A 16,142-nucleotide genomic window follows, 5' to 3' on the forward strand; every position below is an offset into this window, starting at 1 on the left:
GTGCTCCTTCCCGAGATCAATCGTTTGAGCGTCACAAGGTAGCAGGAGGTTGCACGAGTTCCAGCGTGATCTCGTCGGGATCGAGGAAGTAGCAGGCGTAGCCGCCCCTGTTCACGCCCTCCGTGATCTCGGCCGGCGGATTGACGAAGCGCACCCCGGCCGCCGCCAGCCGGGCGTGCTCGCCGCGGGCGTCCTCGACGGTCAGCGCCAGGTGGGCCGCGCCGGGCAGGTGGCGGGCGGGGTCGCGGGGCTCGCCGCGCGGGCTGACGTACTCGACCAGCTCCAGATCGTGCGTGGAGACGCCGCGCGGCTGCCCCGGCACGGCGAGCTGGGCGACGCGCAGGACGGCGCCGGGGTGGCCGACGAGCCGCCGGGTGTAGGCGTTGTCCTGCACCTGCCGGTGCACCAGCGTGAAGCCGAGCAGGTCGCGGTAGAACGTCACGGACCTGTCGAGGTCGGCCACCGTGAAGGAGAAGTGCCACACGCCCCTCACCGCCACACCTCCCGCCCCGCCTTACGTCCGGCAGCCTCCTGCCCGGCAGCCTCCGGCCCTGCCGTCTCCTGCCCTGCCGTCTCCCGTCCAGCGGGCGTCTGCGCCGCCGATTTCCCGACGAGCGCCCGTACCTCCTCCTCGATCCGCGCGGCGTCCGGCACCAGGGAGCGGGCCAGCGCCGGCGCGGCCGGCATCCGCACGTCCGGCGTGCCGATCCGGATCGGCGGCGCGAGCAGCGGCGCCCCCGACCCCGCGACGCGGGCGACGACCTCCGCGCCGAAACCGCCGGTCACGTTCGCCTCGTGCACGACCGCGAGCCGGCCCGTGCGCCGGACGCTGCCCAGCACCGCCTCGGTGTCGAACGGGTTGAGCCACGGCGTCTCCAGCACCTCGGCCTCGACCCCGTCGCCGGCCAGCTCCCCGGCCGCCGCCAGCACCTGCCCCGTTATCGCGCCCCAGGTGACGATCGTGACGTCCGAGCCCCGGCGGCGGGTGCGCGCCCCGCCCATCGGCCGGACCGGCCCGCCGGTCTCGACGGGCTCCTTGCCGCCGAAGTAGAGCGTGCGGTTCTCGATCACCAGCACCGGGTCGTCGCAGTGCACGGCGGTCACCAGCAGGTCGTAGGCGTCCTGCGGCGTGCTCGGCATGCACACCCGCAGCCCCGGCACGTGCAGGAACAGCGCCTCCAGGCACTGCGAATGCTGCGCGCACGCGCCCGGCGCGTTGCCCTGCTGGGTGCGGATCGTCAGCGGAGCGCTCAACCGGCCCCCCGACACGTACCGCACGTTGGCCGCCTGGTTGACGATCTGGTCCAGCGCGACCAGCGAGAAGTCGGCCCACATGATCTCGACGATCGGGCGGCGGCCGAACATCGCCGCGCCGACCGCGCTGCCCAGGATGGCCGACTCGCTGATCGGCGTGTCGAACACCCGCTCGCCGTACCGGTCGCGCAGCCCCCGCGTCGCCCCGAACACGCCGCCGGGCACGCCCACGTCCTCGCCGTAGACCAGCGTCTGAGGCAGCTCCTCCATCAGGCGGCGCAGGGCCGCGTTCACGGCCTCGCCGTAGGTCAGCTCAGGCATACAGGTGCTCCCTCGCGGTGGCGGGGTCGGCGGGCGGCGCGGCCAGCGCGGCCGTGGCGGCGGCGTCCGTCTCCGCCCGTGCCCGTCGCTCGACCGCGTCGATGTCCGCGGCGGGCACGCCGTCGGCCAGCAGGCCCGCGCGCAGCCGGGCGATCGGCTCCCTGCTCCTGATCCGGTCCAGTTCGCCCGGCCGCCGGTAGGTCTCGGCGTCGCCGATGTAGTGGCCCACCAGGCGCTCGGTCACGCACTCCAGCAGCGTCGGCCCGCCGCCCTCGCGGGCGGCCTCGACCGCGTCGCGCACGTGGAAGCGCACGGCCTCGGCGTCGTTGCCGTCCACCCGGTGGCCCGGCATGCCGTACGCGGCGGCGCGGCCGGACAGGCGCGGGTCGCGGACCATGCCGGCGATCGGCGTCAGCTCCGAGTAACGGTTGTTCTCGCAGACGAACACGACCGGCAGGCTGAACGCGGCGGCGAAGTTCATCGCCTCGTGCACCGCCCCCTGGTTCATCGCCCCGTCGCCGAACACGCTGACCGCGACCCGGTCCGAGCCGTCGTGCCGGCCGGCCAGCGCCGCCCCGCACGCGATCGGCGCGCCCGCGCCGACGATCGAGTTCTCGCCGTGGAAGCCGTACTCGGCGGCGGTGAAGTACGCCGAGCCGCCCCGGCCGCCGTTCACGCCGGAGGCCCGGCCCAGCAGCTCCGCGAACAGCGGCTCCGCCGGAACGCCCCTGGCCAGCGCCCATCCGTGCCCCCGGTACGTCGCGAACAGCGCGTCCTGAGGCTCCAGCGCGTCGCACGCGCCGACCGGGATCGCCTCCTGCCCGACGCACAGATGCACCGAGCCGACGATCGCGCCCTCGGCCCGCAGCTCGCGCACCTTCTCCTCGAACGCGCGGATCCGCCACATGGCCAGCAGGTCCGCCAGCCGTCTCTCACTCACGTGTCTTTCCTCCAGGCGTCGAGTGCCGCGGCGCAGATCGCCTCGGCGTCGCCGATGTAGGACTCGGGCGGGATGGGCAGCGCGCCCAGGCTCCGCAGCTCCTCCGGCCCGGCCACGTCGCGCAGCGCGTCCGCCAGCGCCCGCCCGTGCGCTCGGGCCTCGTGCGCGGCCCGGTAGACCAGGTCGTGCGCGCGCTCGCGGCCCAGCGCCGGAGCCAGGCGCATCATGTACGCCTCCGCCATGATCAGGCCGCCCTCGGCGTCCAGGTTGGCCCGCATCGCCTCAGGGAAGACGCGCAGCCCGGCGGCGACGTCGGCGGCGGTGGCCAGCGCGCCCGCGGCCAGCTCGGCCAGCAGCGGCACCACGTACCACTCCACCTGCCACTCGCCGGCGGCCCGCTCGTGCCCGGCCTCCATGGCGCGGAACAGGCCGGAGCTGAGCGCGCCCGCCGTGCCCGACATGCCGATCACGGCCTCGCAGCCGATCGGGTTGGCCTTCTGCGGCATGGTCGAGGAGGCGCCCCGGTGGTGGCCGCCCGCCTCGCGCACCTCGCCCACCTCGGTCCTCGACAGGTCCACGACCTCGCGGGCGAACCGGGCCGCGGTCGCCGCCAGCGACGCGCAGGTCACGCCGAACTCGGCGACGCCGTCCCTGGCCACGTGCCAGGGCACCTCCGTCGTCCGCAGGCCGAGCAGGCCCGCCAGGCCCGCGCGCACGGCCGAGGAACGCGCGCCCATCGCGGCCGACGTGCCGCCCGCGCCGAACAGCGACACCACGCGCACCCGCCGCGCGGCCGCCGCCGTCCGCTCCCGCTGCCGGGCCGCCTCCGCCAGCAGCACCGCCATCTTCGCCCCGAACGTGGTCGGCACGGCCTGCTGGGCGTGGGTGCGGGCGGCGACGACGGTGCCCGCGTGCGCGGCGACCAGCCCGGCGACCGCGTCGCCGAACGCGCCGAGCAGCCCGGCCAGGTGGTCGAGCGCCTCGCCCATCTGCAGCGCCAGGCCGGTGTCCATGATGTCCTGGGTGGTCGCGCCGTAGTGGACGCGGCCGTTCGGTCCTTCCGGCAGGGCGGCCGAGATCATCCGCACCAGCGGGAGGATCGGGTAGCCCACGTTCACCGCCTCCGACCACAGGCGGGGCAGGTCGACGCTGCCCGGCACGCAGGCGGCCTCGATGGCGTCCGCGTCCTCGTGACCGATCACGCCCTCCTTCGCCTGTGCCCGCGCGAGCGCGGCCTCCGTGCGCAGCCAGGCCAGCACGGTGCGCTCGGCGGAGAAGATCTCGGCCATCCGGCCGTCGCCGAACAGCTCGGGCAGCAGTTTGAACGTCTGCCTCGTGGAGCTCCGCACGATCAGTCCATCTCCAGTCCGCCGTCGACGTTCAGCGCCTGCCCCGTGACGAACGAGGCCAGGTCGCTGGCCAGGAACAGCACCGCCGCCGCGACCTCCTCGGGGCGGCCCGGCCGCCCGAGCGGCGAGCGCGCGCCGACCTCCTTCAGGTAGGCGGCGCCCGCGTCGGGGCCGAAGCGGGCGTCGCGGTCGCTGATGATCTCGTCCCACATCGCGGTCAGGAAGACGCCGGGGCAGACCGCGTTGACGCGTACGGGGGCCAGCGCCGCGGCGGCCGACTTCGTCAGCGACAGCAGCGCCGTCTTGGCGGCCGAGGAGTGCGCGGCGTGCGGGCGGCCGGAGCGGGCGGCGACGGAGGCGAGCGTCACGATCGAGCCGGAGCCCTGCCCGGCCATCCGCCGCCCGGCGGCCTGGGTGAGCCAGAACGTGGCGTTGAGGTTGACGTCCACGATCCGCAGCCACTCCTCGGGCTCGATGTCGAGCAGGGGAGTGGTGCGCATGATCCCGGCGCAGTTCACCAGCACGTCGATCCGGTCGAGCCCGTCCACCAGGGCCGCGGCCTGGGCGCGGTCGGTGAGGTCGGCCGGCCGCGCCGTGGCGCCGAGCTGGGCGGCGGCCCCGGTGAGGCGCGTGCCCTCCAGGTCGGAGAGTACGACGCCGGCTCCCGCCTCGGCCAGGGCGCGAGCGCAGGCGAACCCGAGCCCGCCCGCGCCGCCCGTGACGAGCGCGGTGCGGCCCGTCAGATCGATCGTGACAGCCATCCCCGAGGGTCTCCCTCTGTCGTTCAAACGATTGACCGAAATCTAACAGGCGGCTTCCGAAACGAACAAGGGGCTAGTCAATCGTTTTATCGGGAAATATCGCCATCGGTCGTCGTCCAGCCGAGCTCGGCGTGGAAGGCCGCGCGGGCGCGTTCGAACGCCGTCCGGTCGAGCACCGCGCCCCGGTGGGGGCCCTGGGCGACCGGCTCCTCGTGCAGGCGGGCCGGCAGCTCCTCGTCCAGGCCGTCCGGCTGCTCGCGCAGGGCGTACGCGCGCATCCCGTCCAGCCGCGCCTGCCCGGCCGCCAGCAGATCCGGCAGCGTGAACTCCGTCCCCAGCACCGCCGTGACCAGGGCGGTGAGCCGGTCGATGGTCAGCGGCCTGGTCGGCGAGGAGGCGAAGACGCAGAGGTTGAGCGCGTCGAGCCCGCTCCACAACCGCAGCAGCCGCGCGCTGCGCCGCCCCCGCTCCTCGTCCAGCTCGCCCGCCGGCGCGGGGGCGGCGCCCACCTGGGCGGCCTCGGGAAAGCTGTAGTGCAGACCGGCGACCGGGTCGAAGTCGAGGTCGTGCTCCAGGGCGTCGTAACGCGGGCCGCCGGGGGCGAGCGCGTAGCCGAGGCCGATGCCGGGCTGGGGGCGCGGGTCGAAGCAGGGCACTTCGGCGTCCTTCACCGTGATCGCGTACCGTCCGGCGCGCGGGCCGAGCCGCCTGGCCGCCCGCGCCGAGCCATCCGCCAGCAGGTCGCCGAGCGCGCCCGAGCGGGTGGCCACGTCCTCGATCAGCTCCGCCACCGCCGCCGCGTCGCCGAAGGCGGGGCCGTCCGGCAGCAGGCCGTGCGCGGCGCACTCCATGGCGAACGCGATCGTCCCGCCGAGGGAGACGACGTCGAGGCCGAGGTCGTTGCAGCGGGCGTTGGCGGCGAGCACGGCGTCGAGGTCGTCGATGCCGAGGTTCCAGCCCAGCGACAGGAACGCCTCCTGCCCGAGGCCGCCCGTGCGCCGTTCGGCGGCCGACGGGGGCGCGTACACCTTGAGGCAGTCGTTCGGGCAGCCCGTGCAGGCGCCGGAGGTGGCGACCGCCCGCCCCGCGTAGTCGCCCGCCGACGGGACCCGCAGCCCCGGCGTGCCCGTCTCCGAGAAGTTGCGGACCGAGGCGTAGCCGGGGTCGAGCGGGCCGTCCGCCCACCCCGCGAACCCCGGCAGCCCCGCCTGGAGCGCCGCCAGCGGATTCGTGACCAGGGACTCCCGGTAAGAGGCGGCCAGCGCGGCCACCGCCGCCGGGTCCGCCACCTCGGCGGGCGCGTCGCCGGCGCACACGATCGCCTTGAGGTTCTTGGCGCCGAAGACCGCGCCGAGGCCGTAGCGCCCGGCGGCGAAGGCGTGGTCGGTGACCACGCTCGCGTACCGGACCAGGTTCTCCCCGGCCGGGCCGATCGCCGCCACGTGGGCGCGCTCGCCGTGCCGGGCCCGCAGCACGTCGGTCGTGGCGGCCACGCCCAGCCCGCGCAGCTCGCCGGCGTCGTGCGGCGTCACCTCGCCGTCCTCGACCAGCAGGTACGACAGCCGCTCCGCCCGCCCCAGCACCGCCAGCGCCTTCGCCCCCGCCGCCCGCATCCCCGCCGCGAACGGCCCCAGCGCGTGCGCCTCCCCGGCCACCCCGGTCAACGGCGACTTGGCCAGGAACACGGCCTTGGCCAGCCCGGGGGCCGCGGTCCCGCCCAGCATGCCCGCGGCCACGTACAGGAGTGTCCCCGGATCGTACGGATCCAGCCCCGGCGGCGTCCGCTCCTCCATCAACCGCAGCCCCAGAACGGTCCCGCCATAGTGCCCCTTCTCCCGGGTGCGATCTTCCTTCTCCACGTTTCCACTGGTCAGATCCACGATGAGCGGCATGGCGAAGCCTCCTGGAGCCGGAAAGGGGACCGAAGCGGCACAACATCACACATCACACGACAGGCGCAACCTCCGCCACCGGGGCGGCGGAAACGACGCCGGAGATCGCGACTTTTACCTCTTGTCAACATAAGTCGGCTGATGTTCGAAGTAAGGTGGGCGCATGGCAAGCGGCGCCAACGGCCAGGGCGGAGGGGCGGGGGCGCTGCTGGCGATCCTGCGGGACGGGCGGGCCCGCACCCGCGGCGAGCTGGCCCGGCTGACGGGACTGTCCAGATCCACGGTCACCCAGCGGCTGGACGGCCTGATCGATCAGCGGTGGGTCGTGGCCGGCGAGGACTCGATCTCCTCGGGAGGACGGCCGGCCGGGGTCTTCGCCTTCAACGGCGGCGCCCGCGCCGTGCTCGCCGCCGACCTCGGCGCCACCCACGCCCGCCTGGCCGTCCTCGACCTGTCCATGAACGTGCTGGCCGAGCGGGCCACCGAACTGCCCGTCGAGCAGGGGCCTGAGCGCACCCTGTGCCAGGTCGCCGACGTCCTGAGCGACCTGCTGGCCACCACGGGCCTGGATCCCGCCCAGGTGTGCGGCGTCGGCGTCGGGCTGCCCGGCCCCGTCGAGCACGGCTCCGGCCGTCCGGTCAACCCGCCGATCATGCCGGGCTGGGACGGCTTCGCGGTGCCCGAATGGCTCCAGGGCCGGCTCGGCGCGCCCGTCCTGGTCGACAACGACGTGAACATCATGGCCCTGGGCGAGCACTGGGCCGCCGGACCCGCCGTGGACCCGCTGATCTACGTCAAGATCGGCACCGGCATCGGCTCCGGGATCGTCTCCGGCGGCCGGCTGCACCGGGGCGCGCAGGGCGCGGCCGGGGACGTCGGCCACATCCGCGTCGCCGGGTCGCTGGCCCCGTGCAGGTGCGGCAACGCCGGCTGCCTTGAGGCGGTGGCGGGCGGCGCGTCCATGGCGGCGGCGCTGCGCGCGGCCGGGATCGAGGCGGCCGGCAGCAGGGACGTGGTGGCGCTGATGCGCGCGGGCGACCTCACCGCCACCCGGCTGGTCCGGCAGGCCGGGCGCGAGGTCGGCGCGGTGATGGCCTCCATCGTCAACTTCTTCAACCCCTCCGTCATCGTGCTCGGCGGCGACGTGGCCGAGGCGGGGGAGCAGGTGCTGGCGGGCGTACGGGAGACGATCTACAGCCGGTCACTGCCGCTGGCCACGCAGCATCTCGCGATCAGGGCCAGCGAACTGGGCGACCGGGCCGGGATCGTCGGCGCGGCGGTCATGGTCGCCGAGCACGTTCTCGCCCCGTCCGCCATCGACCGCCAGATCGCCGGCTGACCGCCGACCGGCGGATCGCCGGCCGACCACTTCCCGCCACGGCGATCGTCCGGCCTCCTCCCCGGAGAACCGTCTCCCGCCACCAGCGCGCCATCGATCGGCGGATCCTTTCCTCCACCGCTGGGACTCTATGGGCGGCCGGGGAGGCCCATTCGTGGGGAGAACCGGGGGACGAAAGGGATGATCTATGATCTTGTGGGCAGGGTGAGCGGTGATGTCCACCCTCGACCTCCTCCTGGCCCTGGGCGGCGCCGCGGCCTTGCTCGCCGCGATCCTGCCCGAGGTGCTCGCCCGCCGCCCCCTGTCGCTGCCCCTGGTGTACCTCGTGGCCGGCCTGCTGCTGTTCACGCTGCCCGTCGGCCTGCCGGACCCCGACCCGATCGCCCACCGCACGGCGCTGGAGCACATCACCGAGCTGTGCGTCGTCATCTCCCTCATGGGCGCGGGCCTGGCCATCAACCGCCCTGCGGGACGGCGCCGCTGGTCCACGACGTGGCGGCTGCTCGGCCTGGCCATGCCGCTGACCGTGGCCGGCGTCACGGTCGCGGCCATGGCCCTGCCCGGCTGGCCGATCGCCGCCGCGCTCCTGCTCGGGGCCGTGCTGGCGCCCACGGACCCGGTGCTCGCCTCGGACGTGCACGTCGGCGAGCCCGTGGACGCCGAGAACGCCGACGACGAGGTCCGCTTCGCCCTCACCTCGGAGGCCGGGCTCAACGACGGGATGGCCTTCCCCATCGTGTACGCCGCCATCGCGGTCACGGGCGCGGCGGGAGCCGGCTGGCTGGGGGAGTGGGCCCTGCTGGACGTCCTGTACCGGACCGCCGCCGGCCTCGTCCTCGGCCTGCTGATCGGCCGCCTGCTCGGGCGGCTGTTCTTCCGCGCCAGCTCCGACGGGCTGCGGCTGTCGGAGCGCCGTGACGGCTTCGTCGCGCTGGCCGCCACGCTCCTCGCGTACGGGGTGACGGAGCTCGCCCACGGGTACGGCTTCGTCGCCGTCTTCGTCACCGCGTGCGCCATCAGGGGCGCCGAGCGCGGACACGGCTACAACAACGTGCTGCACGGCTTCGTCGAGCAGATCGAACGGCTGTTCACCGCCTGGCTGCTGCTCCTGCTCGGCGGCTTCGTCGCCACCGGCGGCCTGGCCGCGCTCACCTGGCGCGGCGCCGCCGTCGGGCTCCTGCTGCTGCTGGTGATCCGGCCGCTGACCGGCTGGCTGGTCCAGTGGCGCGGGCGGGCGGGGCCGAGGGAGCGGCTGGCGATCTCGTTCTTCGGCATCCGGGGGATCGGGTCGCTGTTCTATCTCGCGTACGCGCTGGGCCAGGCCGACTTCGGGGTGCCGGCCGAGGAGCTGTGGGCGGTGACCGGCTTCACCGTCATGGTCTCGGTCGTCCTGCACGGCGTCACCGCCACCCCGGTGATGAACCACGTCGACGCCATCCGCGACGGCGCCTCAGACGCGTCCCGGACTCCAGACAGTGCCTCAGGGGCGGCCCAGGCTCCACAACCGTAACGAGCCGTCCTCGTCGGCCCCGGCGACGACCGGGTTGCCGTCCTGCTGCGTCACGGCCAGCCGGCGGATCGCGCCGCCCTCGCCCGCGCCCAGCACGCCGATGACGTCACCGTCACGCAGATCCCACACACGGACGAAGCTCTCGCCGCCCGCCGGGGCGTGCGCCACGGCCGCGACCGGCACCTTGCCGGCCACTCCGACGGCCAGGGCGGTGGCGAACCGGTCATCGGGACTCTGGCGGCTGAACGACCACCGCTTCCTGCGCTTGCCGGTGCTCAGGTCGTACACGCGCAGGGTGGCGTCCAGGTGGGTGGACACGAGGACCGGCCTGCCGTTCATCTCGCCGCAGGCCAGGTGCTCGATGCCGCCGATCTCGCCGGTGGTGAACGTACGCAGCATCGTCGCGGTGGACAGGCGCCACACCCTGATCCGCTCGCCGCCGTCGCCCGTGACGAGCACGTCGTCCTTGCCCACCCGCCCGAACGCCATCCCGCGGATCCCCTGGAAGTGCACGGTGATGGGCGCGCCGATCCGCTTGCCCGTGGAGACGTCCCACAGCCGCACGACGCTGTGCAGGTCCTTCATGCCGTCGTACTTCTGCGACACCGCGTACGCCCGGCCCGCCACCATGACGCCGATGACGGGGTCGCTCACCCGATGGCTCGCCAGGCTCTCGCCCGCTGGCCCCCACAGCCGCATCCTCCCGTCGGAGTGCCCCGACGCCGCCACCGTCCGGCCCTCCAAGCTGCCCACGGCCACCGCCGCCACCGGCCCGCCACCGTCACCGAGCCGCACGGGCGCCGCGCCCGGGTCCCATTCGAAGACGAGCCCCTTGTCGGTCCCGCAGACCACGACTCCCTCCGCGGCGGCCAGCGCGGCCGCCCCGCCCACGCGACCGCCCGGCAGCGGCGTCAGATCGGTGACCGGCGTCCCGAACGGCTCAGGGGACACCGCTTGACTGGCACCGACCGTGGGAGTCGCGTCACCCACCGGAGTGGCATCCCCGGACGGTGAAGCGGTGCCGCCCTCACCCGGACTGGGCGAGCCCGCAACCGGCGTCGCCCCGCCCGACGGCACACCACCGACGGGCTCTCGCCGCCCGCTCCCAGCCCGCCACACAGCGAACGCCGACCCCCCGAGCGCAACCGCAGCGGCACCCCCGCCGATCAACACCCGCCGACTAACCCCCACCCGCCCACCCCGCGCCCCCACCCCGACCTCGGCCCCGCCACCGCCACCCGGCCCGCCACCGGCTTGGGGCGCGCCACCGGCTTCCGGACCTCGAAAGACGCCGTGCCCGCCACCCACGTCAAGCCCGCCACCGACGCCGGCCCCGCCCTGCTGCTCGGCGGTATCCGGCGCGCTGCGGGCCGCGGGCCCGTTCGTGTGGGGTGTGTCGCCGTTGAGCGGTGCGACGGCGTGTGGAGGGGTGCCGGGTGCGCCCGGTTCGTCGTTGAGCGGGGAGCCGCCGGTGGAGGGGATGCCGTCCACCGAGGGGGTCTCGCCGTTGCCGGGGGTGGTGAGGCCGGCCTGGCGGATCAGGTTGCGGAGGAGGTCCGCGGGGGCAGGGCGGGCAGCGGGATCCTTGGCCAGGCAGTCCGCGATCAGGCCCGCCAGGTGCTCCGGCACTCCCCGCAGGTCGGGGGTCTCGTTCAGGATCGCGTTCATGACGACGACCATCGTGTCCCCGGCGAACGCCGCCCGCCCCGTGGCCGCGTACACCATCGAGCCCGCCCAGCTGAACAGGTCCGAGGCGGGCCCGACGCGCTCCCCGCGGAACTGCTCGGGCGACATGTACGCCGGCGTCCCCAGCACCCCCGACGTGCGGGTCGTGGCGTCGAGGGCCTTGGCGATGCCGAAGTCGATGACGATCGGCCCGTCCGGCCCCATCAGGACGTTGGCCGGCTTGAAGTCGCGGTGCACGATCCCGGCCTGGTGGATCGCGGCCAGCGCCGTCAGCGTCGAGATCGCCAGCCGGTCCAGCGCCCCACCCGAGCGCGGTCCCGAGGTGCGGACGAGCGCGTGCAGGGTCTCGCCGGGGACGTACTCGCTGACGATGTACGGCCGCTCGTCCAGCATTCCGACGTCCAGCACGGCCGCCGTGCAGAACGCGGCCACCCGCCGCGCCGCCTCCACCTCGCGCAGGAACCCGCGCGCCATGGCGGCGTCCTGCGCCAGGTGGCTGTGCAGCAGCTTGACCGCGACCTCACGCCCGGACTCGGACACGCCCCGGTAGACGACGCCCTGCCCGCCCGATCCGAGCACGCCGACGAGGCGGTAGGCGCCGACCCGCTCGGGGTCCGCCGGCCGGAGCGGGCGCGTTCCCGTCATGCGTCTCCTCTTTCCCCCGAACCAGTACGGACCCCTACGAGCAACGCGTAAGAGCACCGTTCACCGCAACTCCGGACAGTTTCTCAAAAAGCGCACGTGCCGGAGGGCCGACGTGCCGTTTCGCGCCCGGCGCCACGGTCCCGGCCGCGACACGTCGGCCCGCGAAGGTGCGGGACGCGGCGCCGTACCGGGTAGGTTGCCTGTCCATGGAGGCACCCCCGAAGCAACCGCGACACCGCCGCCGCGGCCCGGCGCTCGCCACCGCCGCCGCGAACCTCGCCGTGCTCGTCGCCGCCGCGGCCTGCGGGACATCGGCCGCGAGCGCCCCGGCGGAACGGCCGCCCGCCGCTTCCCCCACCGGCTCCTCAGGAGGCACCGCGGGCGACGCGACCACGCAGGCCGACGATCTTCCCGAGCCCGGCGCGAAGATCCCCGGGAGCGCCGCGCGCCTGGCCACCGCCCTGAAGGAGACCACCGCCGGGCTGAACGACGCCATCGACGCCTGGACGAAGAGCGGCCGCACGGCCAAGGGCGGCCCGCCGCGCGACGTCGAGCTGCTCGCGCTCTACCAGCAGCGCATCTACCGCTACGCCGCCCGCCACCCCGACCTCGCCTCCCGCGCCTTCGCCCGCCTGCCCGCCGCCCTGGCCGCCCAGGCCAGGGACGACACCGGCGCGATCCGCGAACTGCTCGCCCTGGCCAAGCCCATCAAGCCCTCCGCCGTGTTCAAGACGCAGCGGGCCCGCCCGGCCGGGGAACTGCTCGGCTACTTCAAGAGGGCCGAGCGCCGCTTCGGGGTGGAGTGGGAGGTGCTGGCGGCGGTGATGTTCGCGGAGACGAAGTTCGGGCGGGTCAGGTCCGACAGCTACGTCGGCGCGCAGGGGCCGATGCAGTTCATGCCCGCGACCTGGAAGGCGTACGGGCTCGGCGGAAACGTGCAGAATCCGCGCGACGCCGTCATGGGGGCGGCCAACTACCTCAAGGCCACCGGCGCCCCCCGCGACTACCGGCGGGCCCTGCACGCCTACAACCCGTCCCGCGCGTACGTGAACGCGATCCTCAAGCACTCCCGCCAGATCAAACGCGACCCGCGCGCCTACTACGCGTACTACAGCTGGCAGGTGTTCGTGCTCACCACGGCCGGTGAACGCCGCCTGACCGGCCCCTGAGATCGGCCCTTGAGACAGGGCCGTCCCGCCGGAAGGAGGGACGGCCCGGAGCAGCTCAGAAGTCGTACTCGTCGATGTTGGACTTGTCGAAGGTGAACGGCGGGCCGAGGATGATCTCGCCGTCGGCCCCGATCGTCCGCTCGCCCAGCTTCCCGGCGGTGAACTTCTCGCCTTCGGCGCCGGTGATCTGCCCGGAGGCGAGGGCGGCGGCGGCGTACGCGGCCAGATAGCCCAGGTCCTTCGGGTTCCACAGCGCGAACTTCGCCACGGTGCCGTCCTTGACGAACTTGCGCATCTGGTTCGGGGTGCCGAGCCCGGTCAGGGTGACCTTGCCCTTGTACTTGGAGCTGGAGATGTACCGGGCGGCGGCCGAGACGCCGACGGTGGTGGGCGAGATGATGCCCTTCAGGTCGGGGTAGGCCGCGAGCAGGCCCTGGGTCTGCTGGAAGGACTTCTGGTCGTCGTCGTCACCGTAGGCGATCTTGACCAGCTTCATCTTGGCGTACTCGGGCTTCTTCAGCTCGTCCTGCATGAACTCGATCCAGGTGTTCTGGTTCGTGGCGTTGGCGGTCGCCGACAGGATCGCGATCTCGCCCTCGCCGCCGATCAGCTCCGACAGCAGCTGCACCTGGCTGCGGCCCACGTCCTCGGAACTGGCCTGGTTGATGAAGATGTCGCGGCACTCCTTGCTCGTGTCGGAGTCGTACGCGACGATCTTGATGCCCTTCTGGCGGGCCTGCTCCAGCGGGCCGCACACGGCATTGGGGTCGTTGGCCGCGATGAGGATGGCGTCCTGGCCCTGCTGGGCGAGGGTGTTGATGTAGGAGACCTGCGAGGAGGCCGACGCGTCGGACGGGCCGACCTCCTTGGCCTCGCCCCTGAACTCCTTGGCCGCCTCGATGCCGGCGTCGTCGACGATGGTCTCGTACGGGTTGTTGATCTGCTTGGGCAGGAAGGCCAGCTTGAGTCCCTCCTTGAGCGGCGCGCCCGGGTTCGCGGAGGCCGGGGCGGACGCGGAGGCGGAGGCGGCGGGCGCCTGGCTGGCCACCGACTCCTTCGTGGTGCCGCCGCAGGCGGTCAGGCTGAGAGCGAGCGCGCCGGCCGTGGCCGTGAGCCAGGCGCGGGCGAATCGGGATCTTCTGCTCACTGGGGGTGAACCTTTCCGGGGGGAGTGGCGGGGGACACGGGAACAGCACAGGGGATCAGGCGGGCGACCTGGCGGGGGCCGCCTGTCTTCGCGCGCGGGCCCGGCGGACGATCGAGATCAGCCGGGGCGTGAGCACCGAGACGATCAGCAGCAGGCCCGTGACGACGGCCTGGATCTCGGTGGTCACGTCATTGAGCATGAGCAGGTTGCGCAGCACCCCGATGAGCAGCACTCCGGCGATCACCCCGCCGAGCGTGCCCTTGCCGCCGTCGAAGTCCACGCCGCCGAGCAGCACGGCGGCGATGACCGTCAGTTCCAGACCGGCGCCGTTGTCCGCGCGGGCGCTGCCGTAACGCAGCGTGAACACGATCCCGGCGAACGCCGCCACCACGCCGGACAGCGTGAACAGCAGCAGCTTGATCCGCTTGACCCGGATGCCGGCGAAGAACGCCGTGTCCTCGGAGCTGCCGATGGCGAACAGCGAACGCCCGAACCCGGTCGCGTGCAGCGCCAGCCCCGTCAGCACGGCCAGCACCGCGAACAGCGCCACCGGGTACGGGATCGGCGTGCCCGGCACGTTCCCGGCGAACGCCGAGTACGACGGCGGGAACTGCGAGACCGCGCCGGTGCCGAGCACCACGTACGCCAGCCCGCGATAGAGCGTCAGTGTGCCGATGGTGACGGCCAGCGACGGCAGCCCCAGCCGGGTCACCAGCAGCCCGTTGACCAGCCCGCACGCCACCCCGGTGACCAGCACCAGCGGCACGATCGTCTCGAACGGCATCCCGGCGTCCCACAGGTAGCCCGTCATGGCGCTGGCCAGCCCGAGCACCGACGCGACCGACAGATCGACCTGCCCGCACACCACCAGCAGCGTCATCGGCAGCGCGATGAGGGCGATCTCGCTCAGGTCGTTCAGGGCGAAGGACAGGTTGTCGGCGTTGCCGAAGTTCGCGTCGGCGCCGAGGCCGCCGAAGAAGACCACGACGAGCAGCGCGGTGACGACGACGTCCCACCGGACGAAGCGGCCCAGGTCCCGGGTTTCACGTGGCATGGCGGGCGTTCCTCCTGCGCAGGATCCTGGTCATCCGCAGCGCGAGCAGCCGGTCCACGCTGATGGCCAGCAACAGCAGGGCGCCGATCAGCGCGTCCTGCCAGAACGAGTTGACCTTCAGCACGACCAGCACGCTGCCGATCGTGGTGAGCAGCAGCGCGCCGAGCGCGGCGCCGTACACGGTGCCGACGCCGCCCACGATGGCCACGCCGCCGACGACGACGGCGCTGACCACCTTCAGTTCCCAGCCGTGCGCGTTGTCGGCGATCACGGTGCCGAACCTGGCCAGCCAGAGCACCCCGCCGGCGCCGGCGAGCAGCCCGCTCACCACGTACGCGGTCAGCACCCTGCGCCGGATCGGCACCCCCGCCAGCCGGGCGGCCTCGGGGCTGGAGCCGATCGCGTAGAACTCCCGGCCCGAGGGGTAGGAGCGCAGGTAGTAGCCGACGGCCAGCATCACCAGCACCGCGATCATCGGCAGGTACGGCACGCCGAGCACGTTCCCGCTGCCCAGGTCCAGCAGCGCCTGCGGCACGTCGGCGGCGTTGATCTGCCTGCCGTGGGCGACGAAGTGGCCGAGGCCCTGGATCACGTACAGCGTGCCCAGGGTGACGACCAGCGCCGGCACCCCGCACAGACTGACCAGCAGGCCGTTGACCAGCCCGCACGCTCCGCCGATGGCCAGGCCGGCCAGGATCGCGAGCGTCATGCTGCCGCCCTGCGCCGAGACGAGGTCGCCGGTGACGAAAGCGACCAGCCCGACGACCGAGCCGACCGACAGGTCGATGTTGCGGGTGATGACCACGAACGTCTGCCCGATGGCCAGCAGCGCCAGGATCGAGGCGTTGAGGAAGATGTCCTCGACGCCCTGCGCGGACAGGAAGCCCGGGTTGATCGCGGCGGTGACGGCCACCAGCACGACGAGGACGCCGAGGATGCTCAGCTCCCTGGCCCGCAGCACCAGGTCGAGCAGGCTCCGCTCGCGCCCCGCCTTCGCCCGCGCGGACGGCGCGGTGGTGAGCGCCGTCATGCCCGGACCTCGGGCGGTGCGGTGGTGAGCGCCGTCATACGGGGT

At 73.7% G+C, this 16,142-nt stretch carries 13 protein-coding genes; 3 read left to right on the plus strand and 10 right to left on the minus strand.

Translation table 11 applies throughout. The features are described from left to right. Positions 1-31 precede the first annotated feature (31 nt). The 6 genes from OIE67_RS12880 to OIE67_RS12905 form a co-directional block, all read right to left on the minus strand. Entirely contained in the window at positions 32-493 is a 462-nt protein-coding gene (locus OIE67_RS12880; protein ID WP_326639834.1) for a VOC family protein, read from the minus strand. Beyond that, on the minus strand, positions 490-1,575 hold the full coding sequence (locus OIE67_RS12885) for an alpha-ketoacid dehydrogenase subunit beta (RefSeq protein WP_326639836.1): 1,086 nt from the start codon (positions 1,573-1,575) through the stop codon (positions 490-492). Before OIE67_RS12885 ends, OIE67_RS12880 begins: the two co-directional genes overlap by 4 nt. Further along, a complete protein-coding gene (locus OIE67_RS12890) occupies positions 1,568-2,515 on the minus strand; it encodes a thiamine pyrophosphate-dependent dehydrogenase E1 component subunit alpha (protein WP_326639838.1) in 948 nt (315 codons plus the stop codon). Before OIE67_RS12890 ends, OIE67_RS12885 begins: the two co-directional genes overlap by 8 nt. Next, positions 2,512-3,864, minus strand: a complete 1,353-nt coding sequence (locus OIE67_RS12895; protein WP_326639840.1) for a class-II fumarase/aspartase family protein — start codon at positions 3,862-3,864, stop codon at positions 2,512-2,514. Before OIE67_RS12895 ends, OIE67_RS12890 begins: the two co-directional genes overlap by 4 nt. A gap of 2 nt (positions 3,865-3,866) precedes the next feature. Beyond that, positions 3,867-4,625, minus strand: coding sequence for an SDR family NAD(P)-dependent oxidoreductase (locus OIE67_RS12900; RefSeq protein ID WP_326639841.1), 759 nt, complete (start codon positions 4,623-4,625; stop codon positions 3,867-3,869). 86 nt (positions 4,626-4,711) lie between these two features. After that, positions 4,712-6,517: an aldehyde ferredoxin oxidoreductase C-terminal domain-containing protein gene (locus tag OIE67_RS12905; RefSeq protein WP_326639843.1), complete on the minus strand. Its 1,806-nt coding sequence runs from the start codon at positions 6,515-6,517 to the stop codon at positions 4,712-4,714. A gap of 163 nt (positions 6,518-6,680) precedes the next feature. Between OIE67_RS12905 and OIE67_RS12910 the strand changes: the two genes are divergently transcribed. After that, entirely contained in the window at positions 6,681-7,856 is a 1,176-nt protein-coding gene (locus OIE67_RS12910) for an ROK family protein (protein WP_326639845.1), read from the plus strand. A 214-nt stretch (positions 7,857-8,070) separates the two neighbouring features. Further along, the gene (locus OIE67_RS12915; protein ID WP_326639847.1) at positions 8,071-9,366 is read left to right on the plus strand and encodes a cation:proton antiporter; all 1,296 of its coding nucleotides are present in this window, start codon (positions 8,071-8,073) and stop codon (positions 9,364-9,366) included. Here the strand turns inward: OIE67_RS12915 and OIE67_RS12920 are convergent. Next, positions 9,337-11,697: a WD40 repeat domain-containing serine/threonine protein kinase gene (locus tag OIE67_RS12920; protein ID WP_326639849.1), complete on the minus strand. Its 2,361-nt coding sequence runs from the start codon at positions 11,695-11,697 to the stop codon at positions 9,337-9,339. The genes OIE67_RS12915 and OIE67_RS12920 overlap by 30 nt on opposite strands. Positions 11,698-11,903: 206 nt before the next feature. On the opposite strand from OIE67_RS12920, the gene OIE67_RS12925 reads away from it, so the two are divergent. Continuing rightward, positions 11,904-12,866, plus strand: coding sequence for a transglycosylase SLT domain-containing protein (locus OIE67_RS12925; protein ID WP_326639851.1), 963 nt, complete (start codon positions 11,904-11,906; stop codon positions 12,864-12,866). A gap of 55 nt (positions 12,867-12,921) precedes the next feature. Here the strand turns inward: OIE67_RS12925 and rhaS are convergent, their stop codons facing one another. From rhaS to OIE67_RS12940, 3 genes are read right to left on the minus strand one after another with little or no spacing between them, the layout of a single operon-like run. Beyond that, positions 12,922-14,013: a rhamnose ABC transporter substrate-binding protein gene (rhaS, locus tag OIE67_RS12930; RefSeq protein WP_326639853.1), complete on the minus strand. Its 1,092-nt coding sequence runs from the start codon at positions 14,011-14,013 to the stop codon at positions 12,922-12,924. A 55-nt stretch (positions 14,014-14,068) separates the two neighbouring features. Beyond that, positions 14,069-15,067 (minus strand): ABC transporter permease, encoded by a 999-nt coding sequence (locus OIE67_RS12935; RefSeq protein ID WP_326639856.1) that lies wholly within the window; start codon positions 15,065-15,067, stop codon positions 14,069-14,071. Next, positions 15,057-16,097 carry an ABC transporter permease gene (locus OIE67_RS12940; RefSeq protein ID WP_326639858.1) on the minus strand — a complete coding sequence of 347 codons (1,041 nt, stop codon included), beginning with the start codon at positions 16,095-16,097 and terminating at the stop codon, positions 15,057-15,059. The genes OIE67_RS12935 and OIE67_RS12940 overlap by 11 nt, the downstream gene beginning before the upstream one ends. Positions 16,098-16,142 lie beyond the last annotated feature (45 nt).

Source organism: Nonomuraea fuscirosea, assembly GCF_035917475.1.
GTDB classification, from domain to species: domain Bacteria; phylum Actinomycetota; class Actinomycetes; order Streptosporangiales; family Streptosporangiaceae; genus Nonomuraea; species Nonomuraea fuscirosea.